General features: G+C 69.5%; 14 protein-coding genes and 3 pseudogenes. 4 read left to right on the forward strand and 13 right to left on the reverse strand.

Going from position 1 to position 14,754, the window contains the following annotated elements:
* Window positions 1-3 precede the first annotated feature (3 nt).
* Together FU658_RS15700 and FU658_RS15705 are read right to left on the reverse strand one after the other, a co-directional pair.
* Window positions 4-774, reverse strand: a complete 771-nt coding sequence (locus FU658_RS15700) for an amidohydrolase family protein (protein ID WP_321167722.1) — start codon at window positions 772-774, stop codon at window positions 4-6.
* Window positions 731-1,360, reverse strand: coding sequence for an amidohydrolase family protein (locus FU658_RS15705; protein WP_321167723.1), 630 nt, complete (start codon window positions 1,358-1,360; stop codon window positions 731-733). The genes FU658_RS15700 and FU658_RS15705 overlap by 44 nt, the downstream gene beginning before the upstream one ends.
* Window positions 1,361-1,429: 69 nt before the next feature.
* Between FU658_RS15705 and hutI the strand changes: the two are divergent.
* Window positions 1,430-2,658 (forward strand): annotated as a pseudogene (gene hutI / locus FU658_RS02900) (imidazolonepropionase).
* A 56-nt stretch (window positions 2,659-2,714) separates the two neighbouring features.
* Here the strand turns inward: hutI and FU658_RS02905 are convergent.
* The 3 genes from FU658_RS02905 to FU658_RS02910 all read right to left on the reverse strand — a co-directional run bounded on the left by FU658_RS02905 (window position 2,715) and on the right by FU658_RS02910 (window position 3,393).
* Complete coding sequence (locus FU658_RS02905) at window positions 2,715-2,855, reverse strand: 30S ribosomal protein THX (RefSeq protein WP_147890695.1); 141 nt, start codon at window positions 2,853-2,855, stop codon at window positions 2,715-2,717.
* A gap of 68 nt (window positions 2,856-2,923) precedes the next feature.
* Window positions 2,924-3,061, reverse strand: a complete 138-nt coding sequence (locus FU658_RS15905; protein WP_425477563.1) for a hypothetical protein — start codon at window positions 3,059-3,061, stop codon at window positions 2,924-2,926.
* Window positions 3,058-3,393: a MerC domain-containing protein gene (locus FU658_RS02910; protein ID WP_425477564.1), complete on the reverse strand. Its 336-nt coding sequence runs from the start codon at window positions 3,391-3,393 to the stop codon at window positions 3,058-3,060. The genes FU658_RS15905 and FU658_RS02910 overlap by 4 nt, the downstream gene beginning before the upstream one ends.
* A gap of 87 nt (window positions 3,394-3,480) precedes the next feature.
* Between FU658_RS02910 and FU658_RS02915 the strand changes: the two genes are divergently transcribed.
* A complete protein-coding gene (locus FU658_RS02915; RefSeq protein WP_147890696.1) occupies window positions 3,481-5,685 on the forward strand; it encodes a TonB-dependent receptor in 2,205 nt (734 codons plus the stop codon).
* Window positions 5,686-6,157: 472 nt separating this feature from the next.
* Here FU658_RS02915 and FU658_RS14995 read toward each other — a convergent pair.
* The 3 genes and pseudogenes from FU658_RS14995 to gltX form a co-directional block, all read right to left on the reverse strand.
* Window positions 6,158-7,027: pseudogene (locus tag FU658_RS14995) on the reverse strand (M14 family metallopeptidase); the annotation flags it as partial.
* The gene (locus tag FU658_RS02925) at window positions 7,006-7,497 is read right to left on the reverse strand and encodes a Fur family transcriptional regulator (RefSeq protein ID WP_147890698.1); all 492 of its coding nucleotides are present in this window, start codon (window positions 7,495-7,497) and stop codon (window positions 7,006-7,008) included. The gene FU658_RS02925 and the pseudogene FU658_RS14995, both read right to left, overlap by 22 nt.
* 64 nt (window positions 7,498-7,561) lie before the next feature.
* Window positions 7,562-8,965, reverse strand: a complete 1,404-nt coding sequence (gene gltX / locus FU658_RS02930) for a glutamate--tRNA ligase (protein WP_147890699.1) — start codon at window positions 8,963-8,965, stop codon at window positions 7,562-7,564.
* Window positions 8,966-9,222: 257 nt separating this feature from the next.
* Between gltX and FU658_RS02935 the strand changes: the two genes are divergently transcribed.
* Window positions 9,223-9,747: a peptidylprolyl isomerase gene (locus FU658_RS02935; RefSeq protein ID WP_255505363.1), complete on the forward strand. Its 525-nt coding sequence runs from the start codon at window positions 9,223-9,225 to the stop codon at window positions 9,745-9,747.
* The gene (gene lpxH / locus FU658_RS02940; RefSeq protein ID WP_147890700.1) at window positions 9,737-10,513 is read left to right on the forward strand and encodes a UDP-2,3-diacylglucosamine diphosphatase; all 777 of its coding nucleotides are present in this window, start codon (window positions 9,737-9,739) and stop codon (window positions 10,511-10,513) included. Before FU658_RS02935 ends, lpxH begins: the two co-directional genes overlap by 11 nt.
* Window positions 10,514-10,601: 88 nt before the next feature.
* On the opposite strand, the gene FU658_RS02945 is transcribed toward lpxH, so the two are convergent.
* The 5 genes and pseudogenes from FU658_RS02945 to FU658_RS14265 all read right to left on the reverse strand — a co-directional run bounded on the left by FU658_RS02945 (window position 10,602) and on the right by FU658_RS14265 (window position 14,670).
* Complete coding sequence (locus tag FU658_RS02945; protein WP_147890701.1) at window positions 10,602-11,351, reverse strand: hypothetical protein; 750 nt, start codon at window positions 11,349-11,351, stop codon at window positions 10,602-10,604.
* Between the two features lie 101 nt (window positions 11,352-11,452).
* Window positions 11,453-12,275, reverse strand: a pseudogene (locus tag FU658_RS02950) (ferritin-like domain-containing protein).
* A complete protein-coding gene (purF, locus tag FU658_RS02955; protein WP_147890702.1) occupies window positions 12,272-13,744 on the reverse strand; it encodes an amidophosphoribosyltransferase in 1,473 nt (490 codons plus the stop codon). Before purF ends, FU658_RS02950 begins: the two are co-directional and overlap by 4 nt.
* Window positions 13,745-13,748: 4 nt before the next feature.
* Window positions 13,749-14,303 (reverse strand): CvpA family protein, encoded by a 555-nt coding sequence (locus tag FU658_RS02960; protein WP_147890703.1) that lies wholly within the window; start codon window positions 14,301-14,303, stop codon window positions 13,749-13,751.
* A 46-nt stretch (window positions 14,304-14,349) separates the two neighbouring features.
* Window positions 14,350-14,670: an SPOR domain-containing protein gene (locus tag FU658_RS14265; protein ID WP_255505374.1), complete on the reverse strand. Its 321-nt coding sequence runs from the start codon at window positions 14,668-14,670 to the stop codon at window positions 14,350-14,352.
* Window positions 14,671-14,754 lie beyond the last annotated feature (84 nt).

A 14,754-nucleotide genomic window follows, 5' to 3' on the forward strand; every position in this document is an offset into this window, starting at 1 on the left:
CCCTCAGTCCAGCAGCGCGGCCAGCACGCGGGCGAAGTCCTGCCGGTAGCGCTCGCGATGGCGATGGCCGCCGTCGCCCACCTGCTGCTGGCCAGCCACCCAGGCTTCCGCCACCACCGGCTGGTTGCCACTGAAGAGCCAGCCGTCGATCCAGCCCTCCGGGCCGCAGGGCACGAGCTGCGGGTGCGCACCATCGAGCACCACCAGGTCGGCCAGCGCCCCCGGGCGCAGGTGGCCCGCTCCACGCCGCGACGAGCGCTCACCGCCCGCCAGCGCCTGCGCATAGAGCGACTCGCCGGTGGACGCCTGCGCCTTCGTGGCGGCGATGTTGCGACCGTGCCGTGTCAGGCGCTGCCCGTACTCCAGCCAGCGCAGCTCCTCCACCGGCGACACCGAGACGTGGCTGTCCGAACCGATGCCCCAGCAGCCCCCGGCGTCGATGAATTCGCGCAGCGGGAACAGGCCATCGCCGAGGTTGCCCTCCGTGGTTGGACAAAGCGCGACCGTGGCGCCGGAACGGGCGATACCCTCGACCTCACCCGCCTCCAGGTGGGTGGCGTGCACCAGCGTCCAACGATCATCCACCGGCATCTCGTCGAGCAGCCAGCGCACGGGTCGCCGGCCGCGGGTCGCGACACAGTCTTCCACTTCGGCCAGCTGCTCGGCGATATGCACATGCACCGGCAGCAGCGCCCCCGACGTGGCCTCGAGCACTTCGCGCATCGCGGCTTCAGGCACGGCGCGCAGGCTGTGGAACGCGATCCCGAGCGCCACCTGGGCATCGCATTCCCCCCCCCAGGGATTGCAGCAAACGAAGGTAGTCATCGACCTCGTGGCCGAAGCGGCGCTGGTGGCTGGCCAGTGGCCGGCCGTCGAAGCCCCCGCTCATGTAAAGCACCGGCAACAGCAGCAGGCCGATGCCGGCCTCGCGCGCGGCGTCGATGATCGCCCGGGACATCTCGGCGGGGTCCTCGTATTGGTCGCCCCGCGGGTCGTGGTGCAGGTAGTGGAACTCGCACACGCTGGTGTAGCCCGCTTCCAGCATTTCGGCATACAGCTGCGTGGCCACGACGCGCAACGCGTCGGGATCGATGCGTCCGGCCACGGCGTACATCTGCTCGCGCCAGGTCCAGAAGCTGTCGCCTCCACCCGCCTGCGACCGGCGCTCGGCGCGGCCGGCCATCGCGCGCTGGAACGCGTGCGAATGCAGGTTGTGCATGCCGGGCAGCAGGATGCGCGAGCCTCCCGCGGGGGCCGCGTCCACGGGCTGCGTCAGGCGCCCTCCCGGACCGATCGCGACCGCAGCGGGCGCGGTCCATTCGCCTTCCGACCAGGCGTGGTCTGCGTTGATGATGCCCATGCGGTGATTGTCCCCTTTTGGCCGGCGGGCGGGAACCGGTCTTGCGGCGACGCTGGTATCGTGGCCGCCATGGACGACACCCGTTGCGATCTTCTGCTGACCGACCTGACCCTGTGCACGCTCGCCGGCGAGTCCGGCTACGGACTGGTGGAGGACGGCGCGCTGGCCGTCAGCGATGGGCGCATAAGCCACGTCGGCGCGCGCGCGGCACTGCCCTCCGGCCTGACCGCGGCGGCAACCCGTTCGCTGGATGGCGCGCTGCTGACCCCTGGACTGGTCGATTGCCACACCCACCTGGTGTTCGGCGGCAGCCGGGCCGGTGAGTTCGAGCAGCGCCTGGGTGGCGCCAGCTACGAGGACATCGCCCGGGCCGGCGGAGGCATCGTCTCCAGCGTGCGCGCCACCCGCGCCGCCAGCGAGGACGAGCTGCTGGCTTCCGCCCTGCCCCGTGCCCGCGACCTGGTGGCCGACGGCGTGACGACTTTGGAGGTGAAGTCCGGCTACGGCCTGGACACGCAGAGCGAGCTGCGGATGTTGCGTGCCGCACGCCGGCTGGCGCCGGCACTTGGCATCCAGGTGCGCACCAGCTTCCTGGGTGCCCATGCGCTGCCGCCGGAGTTCGCCGGTCGAAGCGACGCCTATATCGACGAGGTGTGCGGGCACATGCTCCCCGCCATCGCCGCGGAGGGCCTGGCCGATGCGGTGGACGCCTACTGCGAGGGCATCGGCTTCAGCCCGGAGCAGACGCGGCGCGTGTTCGAGCGCGCCCGCGACCTCGGCCTGCCGGTCAAGCTGCACGCCGACCAGCTCAGCGACCTCGGCGGCGCCGCGCTGGCCGCAGGCTTTGGCGCGCTGAGCGCCGACCATGTCGAGTACACCTCCGAAGAGGGCGTGGCGGCGATGGCTGCGAACGGCACCGTCGCGGTGCTGCTGCCGGGTGCCTTCTTCTGCCTGCGCGAGACCCGCCTGCCGCCGATCGATGCGTTCCGCCGCCATGGCGTGGCGATGGCCGTGGCGACCGACCTGAACCCGGGCACCTCGCCGCTGCGCTCACTCCGGCTGGGACTGGCCATGGCCTGTGCCCAGTTCCGTTTGACGCCCGAAGAAGCCCTCCGTGGCTGCACCGTGCACGCTGCGCGCGCGCTCGGACTCCACGACCGGGGCCGACTGGAAGTCGCCTGCGCGCCGACCTGGCGGCCTGGAACGTGGCGCAGCCGGCGGAGCTGGCCTATTGGCTGGGTGGCGGGCTCAACGTCGGCGTGTGGGCCGCAGGACGTGAACTGCACCCGCGAAGCTGAACCGCAGGCACGAAAAAGCCCCGCGCTGCGGGGCTTGTTCCCGACCGCAGGAAGGCTCAGGCCTTCTTGCGCGTCGCGGTCTTCTTCGCCACCGGTGCCGTGGCGGCAGCGGCCTTGCTGGCCGAATGACGGCGGGAATTGCCGTAGCTGCTGATGTTGCGCTTGCCGCGCGCGGTCTTGCGATCGCCCTTGCCCATGATGTCTCCAGATAATTTGATGTCGTGACCGACCAGAATACCACCGCGGGCGATCGGAACCACAGCACTCAGTGGTGGTGGTGCCCCGCTCCGTCCGCCGATGGGCAGTGGTGGTGACAACAGGCGTCCTGCACATGGCTGTGGGTCAGGCGCAGGTTGAGCACGTGTGCGACGGCGATCAGCGTGCCGCCAATGGCCATCGTCACCGCATGCGCACGATGGAATCGTGCAGGGGTGGGTAAAGGATCGCCGCCCACACCGCAGCCAGTCCGGGCACCAGGAACAGCCATCCACGGAAGCTGCGGTGGCGCTTGTAGCCCATCCACAGGCTAGCCAGCGCGAGGACGGTGGCGAATACAACGAACCCCGCTTCCAGGCCCTCGGACGCAAACAGCCCCAGCCCCACTCCCGGCACGAGCGCGATGGCGACGGGTATCGCGGCACAGTGCACTGCACACAGCACCGACCCGGTCATGCCGATGCGATCGGCTGCGCGGGTCAGCAGGGCAGGCCTGGCGGTGGGGTTCGGGGTCGACATGGGTGATGGGTGCCATCGGTTGGGTTGCGGTATTGCCGAAACAGTATAACATTCCCGACTCTGATCCGATATGGTTACATCATAACAATGAATTCACGCCCGTTCGCCGCACGACCCCTCGCCCTCGCCATTGCCCTGGTACTGCCGGGCACCGCCCTGGCTGATCCGCCCGAACAGGCCGTCCGCCTGGACACGCTGATCGTGACCGGTACGCCACTGCAGCAGAGCGCGGAGGACCTGGCCCGGCCCTGGGAAGTGCTCACCGGCGCCGAGCTGGAGCGCAGCAAGTCGGTGACGCTGGGTGAGACGCTGGACTCGATCCCGGGCGTGCACGCGGGCTACTTCGGCCCCGGCGTGGGCCGGCCGATCATCCGTGGCCTCGAAGGCGGCCGCGTCCAGGTCCTGGCCGGCGGTATGTCCGCGCTGGACGTGTCGACGATCGGCGTGGATCACGCCACCTCCATCGAGCCGTTCCTGGCCGACCAGATCGAGGTGCTCAAGGGTCCCGGCACCCTGCTGTACGGCAGCGGCGCGCTTGGCGGCGCGGTGAACGTGGTGGACGGCCGGATCCCGGAGCAGGTGCCAGATGCCGATTCCGGGCTGACCGGGCGCGCCGAGCTGCGCGGCAACACGGTCAACGACGAGCGCACCGGCATGGTCCGGCTCGACGGCGGCGGCGGCAACTTCGCGTTCAACGTGAACCTGCTCAGCCGCGACACGAGCGACTTCAAGATCCCCGGCGAGGCGGAGCGTCATCACGATGACCATGACGACGACCACGGCGACGACGATCACGACGATGACCATCACGACGACCATGGCCACGGTCGACTCGAGAACAGTGCACTGCGCACCCGGGCGGCAAGCTTTGGCGCGTCGCTGATCGGCGAGCGCGGCTTCGTCGGAACGGCATTCAGCATGTTCGATACCCGATTCGGCCTCCCCGGCCACTTCCACGATGACCATGATGACCACGGCCACGGGCATGGGCATGGGCATGACGACCACCACGACGATGACGACGACGACCACCACGACGACCACGACGGCGAGGAGGTCTACGCCGACCTTCGCCAGCGCCGCGTCGACCTCAAGGCGGGCGTGTACGACCCGTTCGCCGGCCACGACTCGCTGACCTTCCGCGTGTCGCGCGCCGACTACACGCATACCGAGTTCGAAGACGGCCACCCGGAAACGGTGTTCGAGAACGAGGGCCTCGAGGCCCGTCTCGAAGCGACCCACCATGAATTCGCCGGCTGGCGCGGCGCCTGGGGCCTGCAGTACGGGCGCCGGGACTTCAATGCCTTCGGCGACGAGGCCTTCGTGCCGGCGAGCATCACCCGCGACCTCGGCGTGTTCGTGCTGGAAGAGAAGACCTTCGACCGCCTGAAGCTCGAGCTGGGTGGCCGGGTCGATCGCACCCGCGTGAAGCCGGAGGACACGGTCAGCCGCGGCTTCACCACCGGCAGTGCTTCGGTCGCCGGCCGCTTCAAGCTCACGGACGATTTCCACCTTCTGGGTGGACTCGACCACGTGCAGCGTGCACCGGCGGCCGAGGAGCTGCTGTCCAATGGCGTGCATGTGGCCACCCGCAGCTATGAACTCGGCGACTGGAACCTGGGCCGGGAGAAGGCGAACCGCGCCGAGCTCGGCTTCCACTGGCACGGCCAGCGCTTCGACCTGACCGGTGCGGTCTACCACACCGATTTCAGCGACTTCATCTATCTCGCCGACACCGGCGTGGTCGAGGATGACCTGCCGGTGCGCCTGTGGACGCAGGCCGACACGCGCTTCACCGGCGCGGAGATCGAGGCTCGGTTCACCCTGCTCGAGAACCAGGCCGGCCGCTGGCAGGGTCGCGTGTTCGGCGACTACGTGCGCGCCAGCTTCAAGGGTGACCAGAGCCGCACCGTGGACATCGCCATCCCGCACGGCAACCACTTCCACAACCACACGGTCGACCTCGACCTCAATGGTGCCCTGCCACGCATTCCCGCGGGCCGCGTCGGCGTGGGCCTGGACTGGGACCGTGACCACTGGCGCGCAGGCGTGGGTGCCGTGCACTACACCAGCCAGGACCGCGTGGCCCAGTTCGAAGACCCGAGCGACAGCTACACGCTGGTCAATGCCAACCTCGCCTACCACTGGGACATGCGCAACATGGGCTGGGAAGTGTTCCTCGACGGTCGCAACCTGACCAATACCGAGGCTCGCCCGCACACGTCCTTCCTGCGTGACCTGGCGCCGCTGCCGGGCCGTTCCCTGGCCTTCGGCCTGCGCATGCACTTCTGACCCATCCAGTCGGTCTGGAACGCAAAAGGGGCCCGAGAGGGCCCCTTTTGCGTTGACTCACGCGCGCCGCCGAACCGTGCCGACGACCTTCAGTCGGCACCCGTGTCCTCGGGCACCGCACCCTCTCGCTCGGCGGGGTTTCGTTGCGCCCGGCGGCGGCGTCGTGGACGGCGCGCTGCTCGCTGGTCTCCTCGCCCAGGTGGTACACGGCGAAGCCCGGAAGCACCTGCTGGTTCTGGGCCTGGCCGATCACGCGGCCGCGCACGGGGGACACGATCGGGTCCTCGGTATTGCGCAGAGGGTCGACCACGCGTCCCAGTTCCTGGCCCTTCTCCACCTGGTCGCCCAGCTGCACCTGGCTGACCAGCAGGCCACCGGAATCGGCGCGGATCCAGCGCGATACCAGGAACACCGGTTGCGGCTCGAGTTCGCCGGCATCGATGTCCTCCATGCCGAGGTTGTGCAGCAAGGCCTTCACCGAACGCACCGCGACATCGATCTCCTCAGGCTCCAGCCGCGTGGGGGCACCGACCTCGAAGGTCACCGCCGGCACGCCGGCCTGGGTCGCGGCGTGCCTGAGCATGCCCGGCGAACCACGGCTGTGCAGCACCACCGTCGCCCCGAAGGCGCGAGTGAACTCCAGTACGCGCGCATTTCGCAGGTCCGACCGCACCTGGGGCAGGTTCGCCCGGTCGAACGAACCGGTATGGAAGTCGATGAGCACGTCGCAGTGTTCGACGACGTTCTGGAAGAAGCTGTGGGCGATGCGCGAGGCGATGCTGCCGGTGGCCGAGCCCGGGAAGAAGCGGTTGAGGTCGCGGCGATCGGGCAGATAGCGCGAATTGCGCTGGTATCCGAACAGGTTGACCACCGGCACGCCGATCACGGTGCCCGACAGCCGCTCGGGATGCACCGCGTTGACCACGCGGCGCACGATCTCGATGCCGTTGATCTCGTCGCCGTGGATCCCTGCAGTGAGGCACAGGGCAGGGCCGGTGCGGGCGCCGTGGGCGACGATCACCGGCACGGACACGTCGTTGCCGGCGAAGTTCTGGCTGCTGTTCCACGACAGCATGGCCCGCGTGCCGGGCAGGACGATATCGTCGAGCATCACCAACGGTTCGACCTGGCCCGCCTCGCCGGCCTCCGGCGGTGGCGGCAGGTCCAGCCGGGCCGGATCGGTCTCGACCGGCTCGCGCTGCATCGGCAGGCGCCCGGCGTCCTCCGGCGGCGCGATGACGTCTTCGGCGGCATCCAGCGCCAGCGCCGGTGAACCCAGCCCGAGGGCGAGCGCGACGACAGCCGCGAACCGGCAGGTGCTCATTTCCCGGAGGCGACGCATTTCGCGCACAGTCCGTGCACTTCCAGCGTATGCCCCTGGGGCTGGAAACCCAGCGCCCGGGCCTGCGCTTCGAGCTGCAGTGCGGTTTGCTCGTCCTCGAGCTCGACCGCCATGTGGCAGCCGTCGCAGATCAGGAACGGCACCTGGTGCTGGCGCGAGCGCGGGTGGTGGCAACTGATGAAGGCATTGACCGAGGCGAGCTTGTGGATGAAGCCGTGCTCGAGCAGGAAATCCAGTGCCCGGTAGACCGTCGGCGGCGCGGCGTTGCCACCACGCGATGACTTCATCCGGTCCAGCAGGTCATAGGCCTTGACCGGGCCATCGGCCTCGGCCACCAGTTGCAGCACCTCGGCGCGAAGCGGGGTGAGGCGCAGCCCGCGCTCGACGCAGGCGGCCTCGACCTCGGAGACGAAACCCTCGGTACTGTGCACATGGTGCTCGGGGTGGGTGCAGTCGTGTGTCTCGCTCATCGAATGATCCTACCAGCGCCCGGGGTCCGGGGCAGCGCGCCCCGCTCCCGGTGCCACGACACGTTCAGGCAGCGTCGATGCGCGAGAGTGCCGCGTCGATGCGTCGCAGCGCCTCCTCGCGCCCGGCCAGGTACACGGTCTGGTCGATCCCCGGGGACACCTGGGTGCCGGTCATCGCCACCCGGAGCGGCTGGGCCACCTTGCCCATGCCCACCTCGAGCGCCGCGGCCGCGTCCTTGAGCGCCTGGTCGATCAGCTCCGGGCTCCAGCCCGCCAGCCCGGCCAGCACGCGCCGCGCTTCGCGTAGCGGGGCCTCCGCGGCGGGCACGAGGTGCTTGCGCACCGCGGCATCGTCGTATTCCCTGAGCGGCCGGTACCAGACCGCGGCACGCGCGGCCATCTCGTCCAGCGTCTTGACCCGGTCGGCCAGCGCCACCAGCACGTCGGCCGGCGCGGGGCCCTGCTCCGGGTCCAGCCCGGCACGACGAAGGTGCCACTCCAGTTCCGGCACCACCTCGCCGGGGTCGGCATGGCGGAAGTAGTGCTGGTTGAGCCAGCTCAGCTTGTCCAAATCGAATCGCGATGCGGACTGGTTGACGTCCCCGACCGAGAACAACTCGATCATCTCCTGGCGCGAGAAGATCTCCTGGTCACCATGCGACCAGCCCAGCCGCACCAGGTAGTTCAGCAGCGCCTGCGGCAGGAAACCGTCATCGCGGTACTGCATGACGCTGACCGCGCCATGGCGCTTGGACAGCTTGGTGCCGTCCGGGCCGAGGATCATCGGCAGGTGCGAGAAGGCCGGCACGGTGGCGCCCAGGGCCTCGTAGATGTTGACCTGGCGCGGGGTGTTGTTGACATGGTCGTCGCCGCGGATCACGTCGGTGATCTTCATGTCGAGGTCGTCGACGACAACGGCGAAGTTGTAGGTCGGGAACCCGTCGGAACGGATCAGCACGAGGTCGTCGAGCTCCTCGTTGCTCCACTCGATGCGCCCCTTGACCTTGTCGTGGAACACGACGCTGCCACTGGTCGGGTTCTTGAAGCGGACGACGCGGTTGGGGTCCTCCCGGAACGGCTCGTCGCGGTCGCGATAGTGGCCGTTGTAGCGCGGCTTGCGCCCCTCGGCCATGGCCTGGTTGCGCATCGCCTCGATCTCCTCGCGGGTCTCGTAGGCGTAGTAGGCCTTGCCGGCGCGCAGCAACTGCTCGGCGACTTCGCGGTACCGGTCCTGGCGCAGGGTCTGGTAGAACGGCCCCTCGTCGTGCGTCAGGCCCAGCCAGGACATGCCGTCGAGGATCGCCTGGACGGCTTCCTGGGTGCTGCGCTCGCGATCGGTGTCCTCCACGCGCAGCACGAACTGCCCGCCGCGGCGGCGTGCCTCCAGCCAGCAGTACAGCGCGGTGCGGGCGCCGCCGATGTGCAGGAAACCGGTGGGACTCGGGGCGAAGCGGGTGCGACAGCTCATGCAGGGGCCATAGGGGGAGACGGGGCGGCGATTTTAACGCGCGCGGGCGCGCGGCGCAGGCCGCGGCCGGCCTGCTAAGATGGCGCCCCCGTCGGACGAAGGCTGTGGGCCCGCCAGATGAACCGAATCCTTGCCCTTCTCGCCGCCACCCTGCTGGCCTTCCAGCCCGTTCCTGCGTCCGGCCAGGCACCGCCGGTTCCGGCAGGACAGCCCGGCGAGGAGCCGCCGCGGAGGAGGACCTGGTCGAACCGCGGGTGGTGCTGCGCACCAGCATGGGCGACATCACCCTGGCGCTGGACATCAACCGGGCGCCAGGCACGGTCGCGAACTTCCTGGAGTACGCCCGCGAGGGGTTCTACAACGGCACGATCTTCCATCGTGTCATCGAGAACATGCTCATCCAGGGCGGAGCACTCACTCCCGACCTGCAAGCCAAACCGACGCGGTCGCCGGTCGCCCATGAAGCCGAAGCCAGCATGTCGAACCTGCGCGGCACGGTGGCGGCGGCCCGCACGCCCAGCGACCCGGGTTCGCACACCACCCAGTTCTTCATCAATGTCGTCGACAACCCCCGGTTCGACTATCGCGACGCCGAAAGTCCCTTCGGGCAGGGCTACACGGTGTTCGGTCGCGTGGTGTCGGGCATGGACGTGGTCGACCGCATCCGGGCGGTGGAGACCAGCGCGCAGGGCAGCCTGCCGCGCGACGTGCCGCGGGTGCCGGTGCTGATCGAGCGGGTGGACGTCCTGGACGACGGCGCGGACGAAAGCGATGCCGAGTGAGTCGCCCCGCACTGCGAAGCCAACGACACTCTTCGTTTCAGACCTTCACCTCGATGCCTCCCGACCCCAGGCGACCGCGGCCTTCCTCGCCTTCCTCGCCGGGGAAGCCAGCCAGGCCGATGCGTTGTACATCCTGGGCGATCTCTTCGAGGCCTGGGTCGGCGACGATGACACCTCCGAGCCCGGCGCCAGCGTCGCCAGTGCCCTCGCGCGGCTCTCGGCTTCCGGGGTCGCGGTCCATTTCATGCGCGGCAATCGCGACTTCCTGCTCGGCGAGGCGTACGCCGGGCGCTGCGGCATGCGGCTGCTCGCCGACCCGTGCGTGGTGCGCCTGCAGGGCGAACCGGTCCTGCTGACGCACGGCGACCTGCTGTGCACCGACGACCTGGCCTACCAGGACTTCCGTCGGCAGGTGCACGATCCGGCGTGGCAACGCCAGTTCCTCGCCCAGCCACTGGCCGCCCGCCACGCCTTTGCCGCCAAGGCGCGCGAGGCCAGCCGTGCGCACCACGCCACGGTCGTGTCCGCCGGCCAGGCCGAGGAGATCACCGATGTCAGCCCCGACACGGTGGAGGCCACCTTCGTGCGCTTCGGGGTGCAGCGGATGATCCACGGCCACACCCACCGCCCGGCGGTCCATGAGCTGCACGCGGGTGGCAGGGGACGCACGCGCGTCGTCCTGGGCGACTGGTACGACCAGGGCTCGGTGCTGCGGGTCGGCGCCGGCGGCTGGTCGCTCGATCGACTGGCGATAGGCGCATCCTGAAACAAAAACGGGGCGGGATGCCTGGCACCCCGCCCCGCTCCTGGAAACATGCCGGCGAACCGGATGCCCCCTCGTGGCGTCGCGAACCTTACTCGGTCGCGCCGTCCGCCTCGCCCTCGCTTTCGAACCTCTCACGGCTGAAGCCACCCACTTCGTAGGTCAGCTCCACACCCTCGCCATCCTCGGTTTGGGTCGTCACGACCACGCGGCTGGCGGAATCCATGGCCTCCACGAATGCGTCGAAGTCGTCGATGAACATCGCATGGTTCTCGGTCGGCTCCGACACCACCGCCTCGAAGTCGCGGGCGTCGGCGTCGTCGAAGCGCACCGGCACCTCGCAGGGGTTGTCGCAGCTGAAGCGCGGCGTCTCGCCCTCGGGCAACAGGTAGACGCTGTCGCCCCACTCGGGATGGGCACGCAGCACCAGGCGCACCGGGGAGATGCCGCGACCGGGCGCCTCGGAGTAGATGTAGGCGGTGCGCGCCAGCGCGCCTTCCTCTTCCACCGCGTGATAGACCCACAGGCCCTCGAGTCGCCGCGTCTCGCGAATGCCGGCGGCCTGTGCGGCCACCTCGTCGTAGGTGGCCTCGACCTGGGCGGCGATGCTGCTCTCGGGGTAGGTCTGGCGGATGAACTCGGCGTAGGAGAGCGCAACCTCCCAGTTGCCGTCCGCACGCGCCTCTTCGTACAGCGCGTACTGCTCGGCGGCCTGCGTCTCGGCTGCCTGTGCGGCCTGCTGCTGGGCGGCCTGCTGGCGCTCCTGCTCGGATGGTCCGCAGGCAACGAGGGTCAGTGCGATGCTCGCAGCCAACAGGCTCGGGGCAATGTATCGGGACATGCAGGGATCTCCTTGTTGCTTCATTTCGGGGGCCGTTCCGGAAGTGACCGGATCCTGGCTGCGGTGGATGTTAGCGGGGCGTGCAGCCCATTAACAGCTGATCAGCGTACCTCATCGAACGCGAAAAGCATCTCCAGCTCGCCCTCGTCGAATCCGGCCGCCACCCGCGCCTCGGTATTGAACGGACCGCGAAGCACGGGGCCGGCATGCAGACGGAGCAACTCGCGGAAGGTCAGGCCGGGATCGACACCCTGGAGTGCACAGCAATGCCGGAACCAGCGCGACCCGGCGGCCACGTGCGCCACTTCCTCGGCCAGGATCACCTCCAGCACCGCCACCGACGCCTCGTCGCCCAAGCCCCTGAGCTTCGCGATCATGCCCGGCGTGACATCCAGCCCACGTGCCTCGAGCACCCGCGGCACCAGGGCCATGCGCTGCAGGCAGCTGCCGGCGGTCTTCTCCGCCATGTCCCAGAGTCCGTTGTGGGCGTCGAAGTCGCCGTAACGATGGCCCAGCAGCGCCATGCGCTCCTGCAGCAGCCGGAAGTGGCGGGCCTCGTCGACGGCCACGCCGACCCAGTCGGCGTAATAGGCATCGGGCATGCCGCGGAACCGGTACACCGCGTCCCAGGCCAGGTCGATCGCATTGAACTCGATATGGGCGATGGCATGCAGGAAGGCGGCCCGTCCCTCGTCACTGCCCAGGCCGCGCCGAGGCAATGCGCGCGGCTCGACCAGCCGGGGCCGTGGGGGGCGGCCGGGCTGGGTGATCGGCAAGGGGGCCGCGGCGTCGGCGGGCACGTGCAGCAGCCCCCCCCGCGAACGCCTCGCCCGCCTGCGCGGTCGCGGCCAGCTTGTCCTCGGGGGACGCCGCCCGCAGGCAGGCGAGTGCCGCGTCGAACAGGCTCCCCGCCACCGGCCTCAGGACGCCTGGCGCCGCGTGGACTTGGCGTCGTCCGAGCGCTGCTGGCGGATGCGTTCGAAGTAGTCGGGCTCCACGCGGGTCACGTATTCACCGCTGAAGCACGAGGAGTCGAAGCGGCTGACGTACTTCTTCGAACCCGCCACGGCCTCCTCGAGGTCCTCGAGGTCCTGGTAGATGAGCCAGTCGCAGCCCAGCAGGTCCTGGACCTCCTCGTCGGTGCGCCCGTGGGCGACGAGCTCGTCCGGCGCCGGCATGTCGATGCCGTAGATGTTCGGGTGCCGCACCGGAGGCGCGGCCGAAGCCACGTAGACCTTGCGCGCACCGGCCTCGCGTGCCATCTGGATGATCTGCCGGCTGGTGGTGCCGCGCACGATCGAGTCGTCGACCAGCAGCACCACGCGGTCCTTGAACTCCAGCGGGATCGGATTGAGCTTGCGGCGCACCGACTTCACCCGCTCACCCTGCCCCGGCATGATGAAGGTGCGGCCGATGTAGCGGTTCTTGATGAAGCCCTCGCGGTACTTCACGTCGAGCACATGGGCCATCTCCAGCGCCGAGGTGCGCGAGGTGTCGGGGATCGGGATCACCACGTCGATGTCGTGGTCGGGCCGCATCCGCTTGATCTTCTCGCCCAGCGCGACGCCCATGCGCATGCGCGCCTTGTGCACGGAAATGTTCTCGATCATCGAGTCCGGGCGGGCCATGTAGACGTACTCGAAGATGCACGGGGTGTGCGCAGCCGGCTCGGCGCAGGGCTCGGCGTACAGGTCGCCGCGCGCGGTCACCACCACGCACTCGCCCGGGGCCACGTCGCGCACGCGCTGGAAGCCGAGGATGTCGAGGGCGACGCTTTCCGAGGCCACCGCGTACTCCACGCCGTCGACCGCCTCGCGCCGGCCGATCACCAGAGGACGGATGCCGTGCGGATCGCGGAAGGCCACCAGGCCCAGGCCCAGCACCACGCCAACCACCGCGTAGCCGCCGATGCAGCGCCGGTTCACGCCGCGCACCGCCTCCATCGCAGCAGCCGGCGTCAGCTCCTTCTGGTGCTGCAGCTCGTGCGCGAACACGTTGAGCATCACCTCGGAGTCCGACTCGGTGTTGATGTTGCGGCGGTCGGTCTCGAACACCTGCTGGCGCAGCGCGTCGGTGTTGATCAGGTTGCCGTTGTGCGCCAGCGCGATGCCGTAGGGCGAATTGACGTAGAACGGCTGCGCCTCGTCGGACCCTTCCGAGCCTGCGGTCGGGTAGCGGCAATGGCCGATGCCGATGCGTCCGGTCAGCAGCCGCATCTGCGCCTCGCCGAACACATCCTTGACCAGCCCGTTGCCCTTCTGGGTAACGATGCGACGTCCGTCGACCGTGGCGATGCCGGCCGCGTCCTGCCCCCGGTGCTGCAGCACGGTCAGGCCGTCATAAAGCGATGCCGCGACTTCGGTCGTGCTGACGATGCCGATGATTCCACACATGGACCTACTCTCCTCGGGTCGTCGCGTCGACCGCATCGGCGGACATCGCCGGGGCCGGGAAGACCGGTTTGTAATTCAGGTATTCCGCCGCCGAATCCGGCAGCAATCCACGCATCCATTCCGCCGAGCCCTGGAAACCGGGCATCAGCCGGGATTCCTGCCACCACGCGTCCTGCGGCAACGGCGTGAAGCCCAGCAGCAGCACCAGCACGGAACACAGCGCGGCGCCGCGCAGCAGGCCGAAGCCCAGGCCCAGCATGCGGTCGGTGCCCGACAGGCCTGTCGAGGACACCAGCCTGGACACCAGCCAGGTGACCAGGCCACCGACCACCAGTGCCGCGATGAACACCAGGCCGTAGCCCAGGAACAGCCTCGCCGAGGGCGTCTCCACGACAGTATCGAACATCGCCGCGGCGGCGGCGCCGAACTGGAAGGCGAGCCAGAACGCCGCGACCCAGACGACCAGCGAGAGGACCTCGACGATGAAGCCGCGCCACAGCCCGACCAGCGTGGATATCGCCAGGATGCCCAGCAGTACGAGGTCGGCCCAGTTCAGCATCGCTGGCGGTTCTCCGGGGCGCGGTCCGCTACCGCGACCCCACGGCTCACGGGTGCGAAACGATCATGCCGTTCGCCGAATGCGGCGCCGGCAGGCGGGACTTCAGGCGCTCGGCCGCAGCCCGGTCGAGCTCCGGCCCCACGCGCACCCGGTGCAACGTGCCATTGGCGGTCTGCACGCGTTCACTGAAGACGGTGAAGCCGGCCCCACGCAACTGGTTCACCAGTGCCGCGGCATCGCCCTCGGAGCGGAATGCACCCAGCTGCACCGCGAAGCCCGTCGAGGGGGCGGCGCCGGCTGCCGGCGCTGCGCGCCGTCGGCGCGGACGACCCGCCCGACGCGCGCTGCGGCGCCAGTGCCGCGGCATCGCCCTCGGAGCGGAATGCACCCAGCTGCACCGCGAAGCCCGTCGAGGGGGCGGCGCCGGCTGCCGGCGCTGCGCGCCGTCGGC

Origin of the sequence: Alkalisalibacterium limincola, assembly GCF_008017755.1 — a bacterium.
GTDB lineage: Bacteria > Pseudomonadota > Gammaproteobacteria > Xanthomonadales > Xanthomonadaceae > Alkalisalibacterium > Alkalisalibacterium limincola.

Excerpts from the sequence above, each read along its gene's own strand:
- FU658_RS15705 (WP_321167723.1), bottom strand. The coding sequence starts at position 1,360 with ATGGGCATCATCAACGCAGACCACGCCTGGTCGGAAGGCGAATGGACC.
- FU658_RS02905 (WP_147890695.1), bottom strand. The coding sequence starts at position 2,855 with ATGGGCAAGGGCGATCGCAAGACCGCGCGCGGCAAGCGCAACATCAGC.
- FU658_RS02910 (WP_425477564.1), bottom strand. The coding sequence starts at position 3,393 with ATGTCGACCCCGAACCCCACCGCCAGGCCTGCCCTGCTGACCCGCGCA.
- FU658_RS02915 (WP_147890696.1), top strand. The coding sequence starts at position 3,481 with ATGAATTCACGCCCGTTCGCCGCACGACCCCTCGCCCTCGCCATTGCC.
- FU658_RS02925 (WP_147890698.1), bottom strand. The coding sequence starts at position 7,497 with ATGAGCGAGACACACGACTGCACCCACCCCGAGCACCATGTGCACAGT.
- gltX (WP_147890699.1), bottom strand. The coding sequence starts at position 8,965 with ATGAGCTGTCGCACCCGCTTCGCCCCGAGTCCCACCGGTTTCCTGCAC.
- lpxH (WP_147890700.1), top strand. The coding sequence starts at position 9,737 with ATGCCGAGTGAGTCGCCCCGCACTGCGAAGCCAACGACACTCTTCGTT.
- FU658_RS02945 (WP_147890701.1), bottom strand. The coding sequence starts at position 11,351 with ATGTCCCGATACATTGCCCCGAGCCTGTTGGCTGCGAGCATCGCACTG.
- purF (WP_147890702.1), bottom strand. The coding sequence starts at position 13,744 with ATGTGTGGAATCATCGGCATCGTCAGCACGACCGAAGTCGCGGCATCG.
- FU658_RS02960 (WP_147890703.1), bottom strand. The coding sequence starts at position 14,303 with ATGCTGAACTGGGCCGACCTCGTACTGCTGGGCATCCTGGCGATATCC.
- FU658_RS14265 (WP_255505374.1), bottom strand. The coding sequence starts at position 14,670 with ATGCCGCGGCACTGGCGCCGCAGCGCGCGTCGGGCGGGTCGTCCGCGC.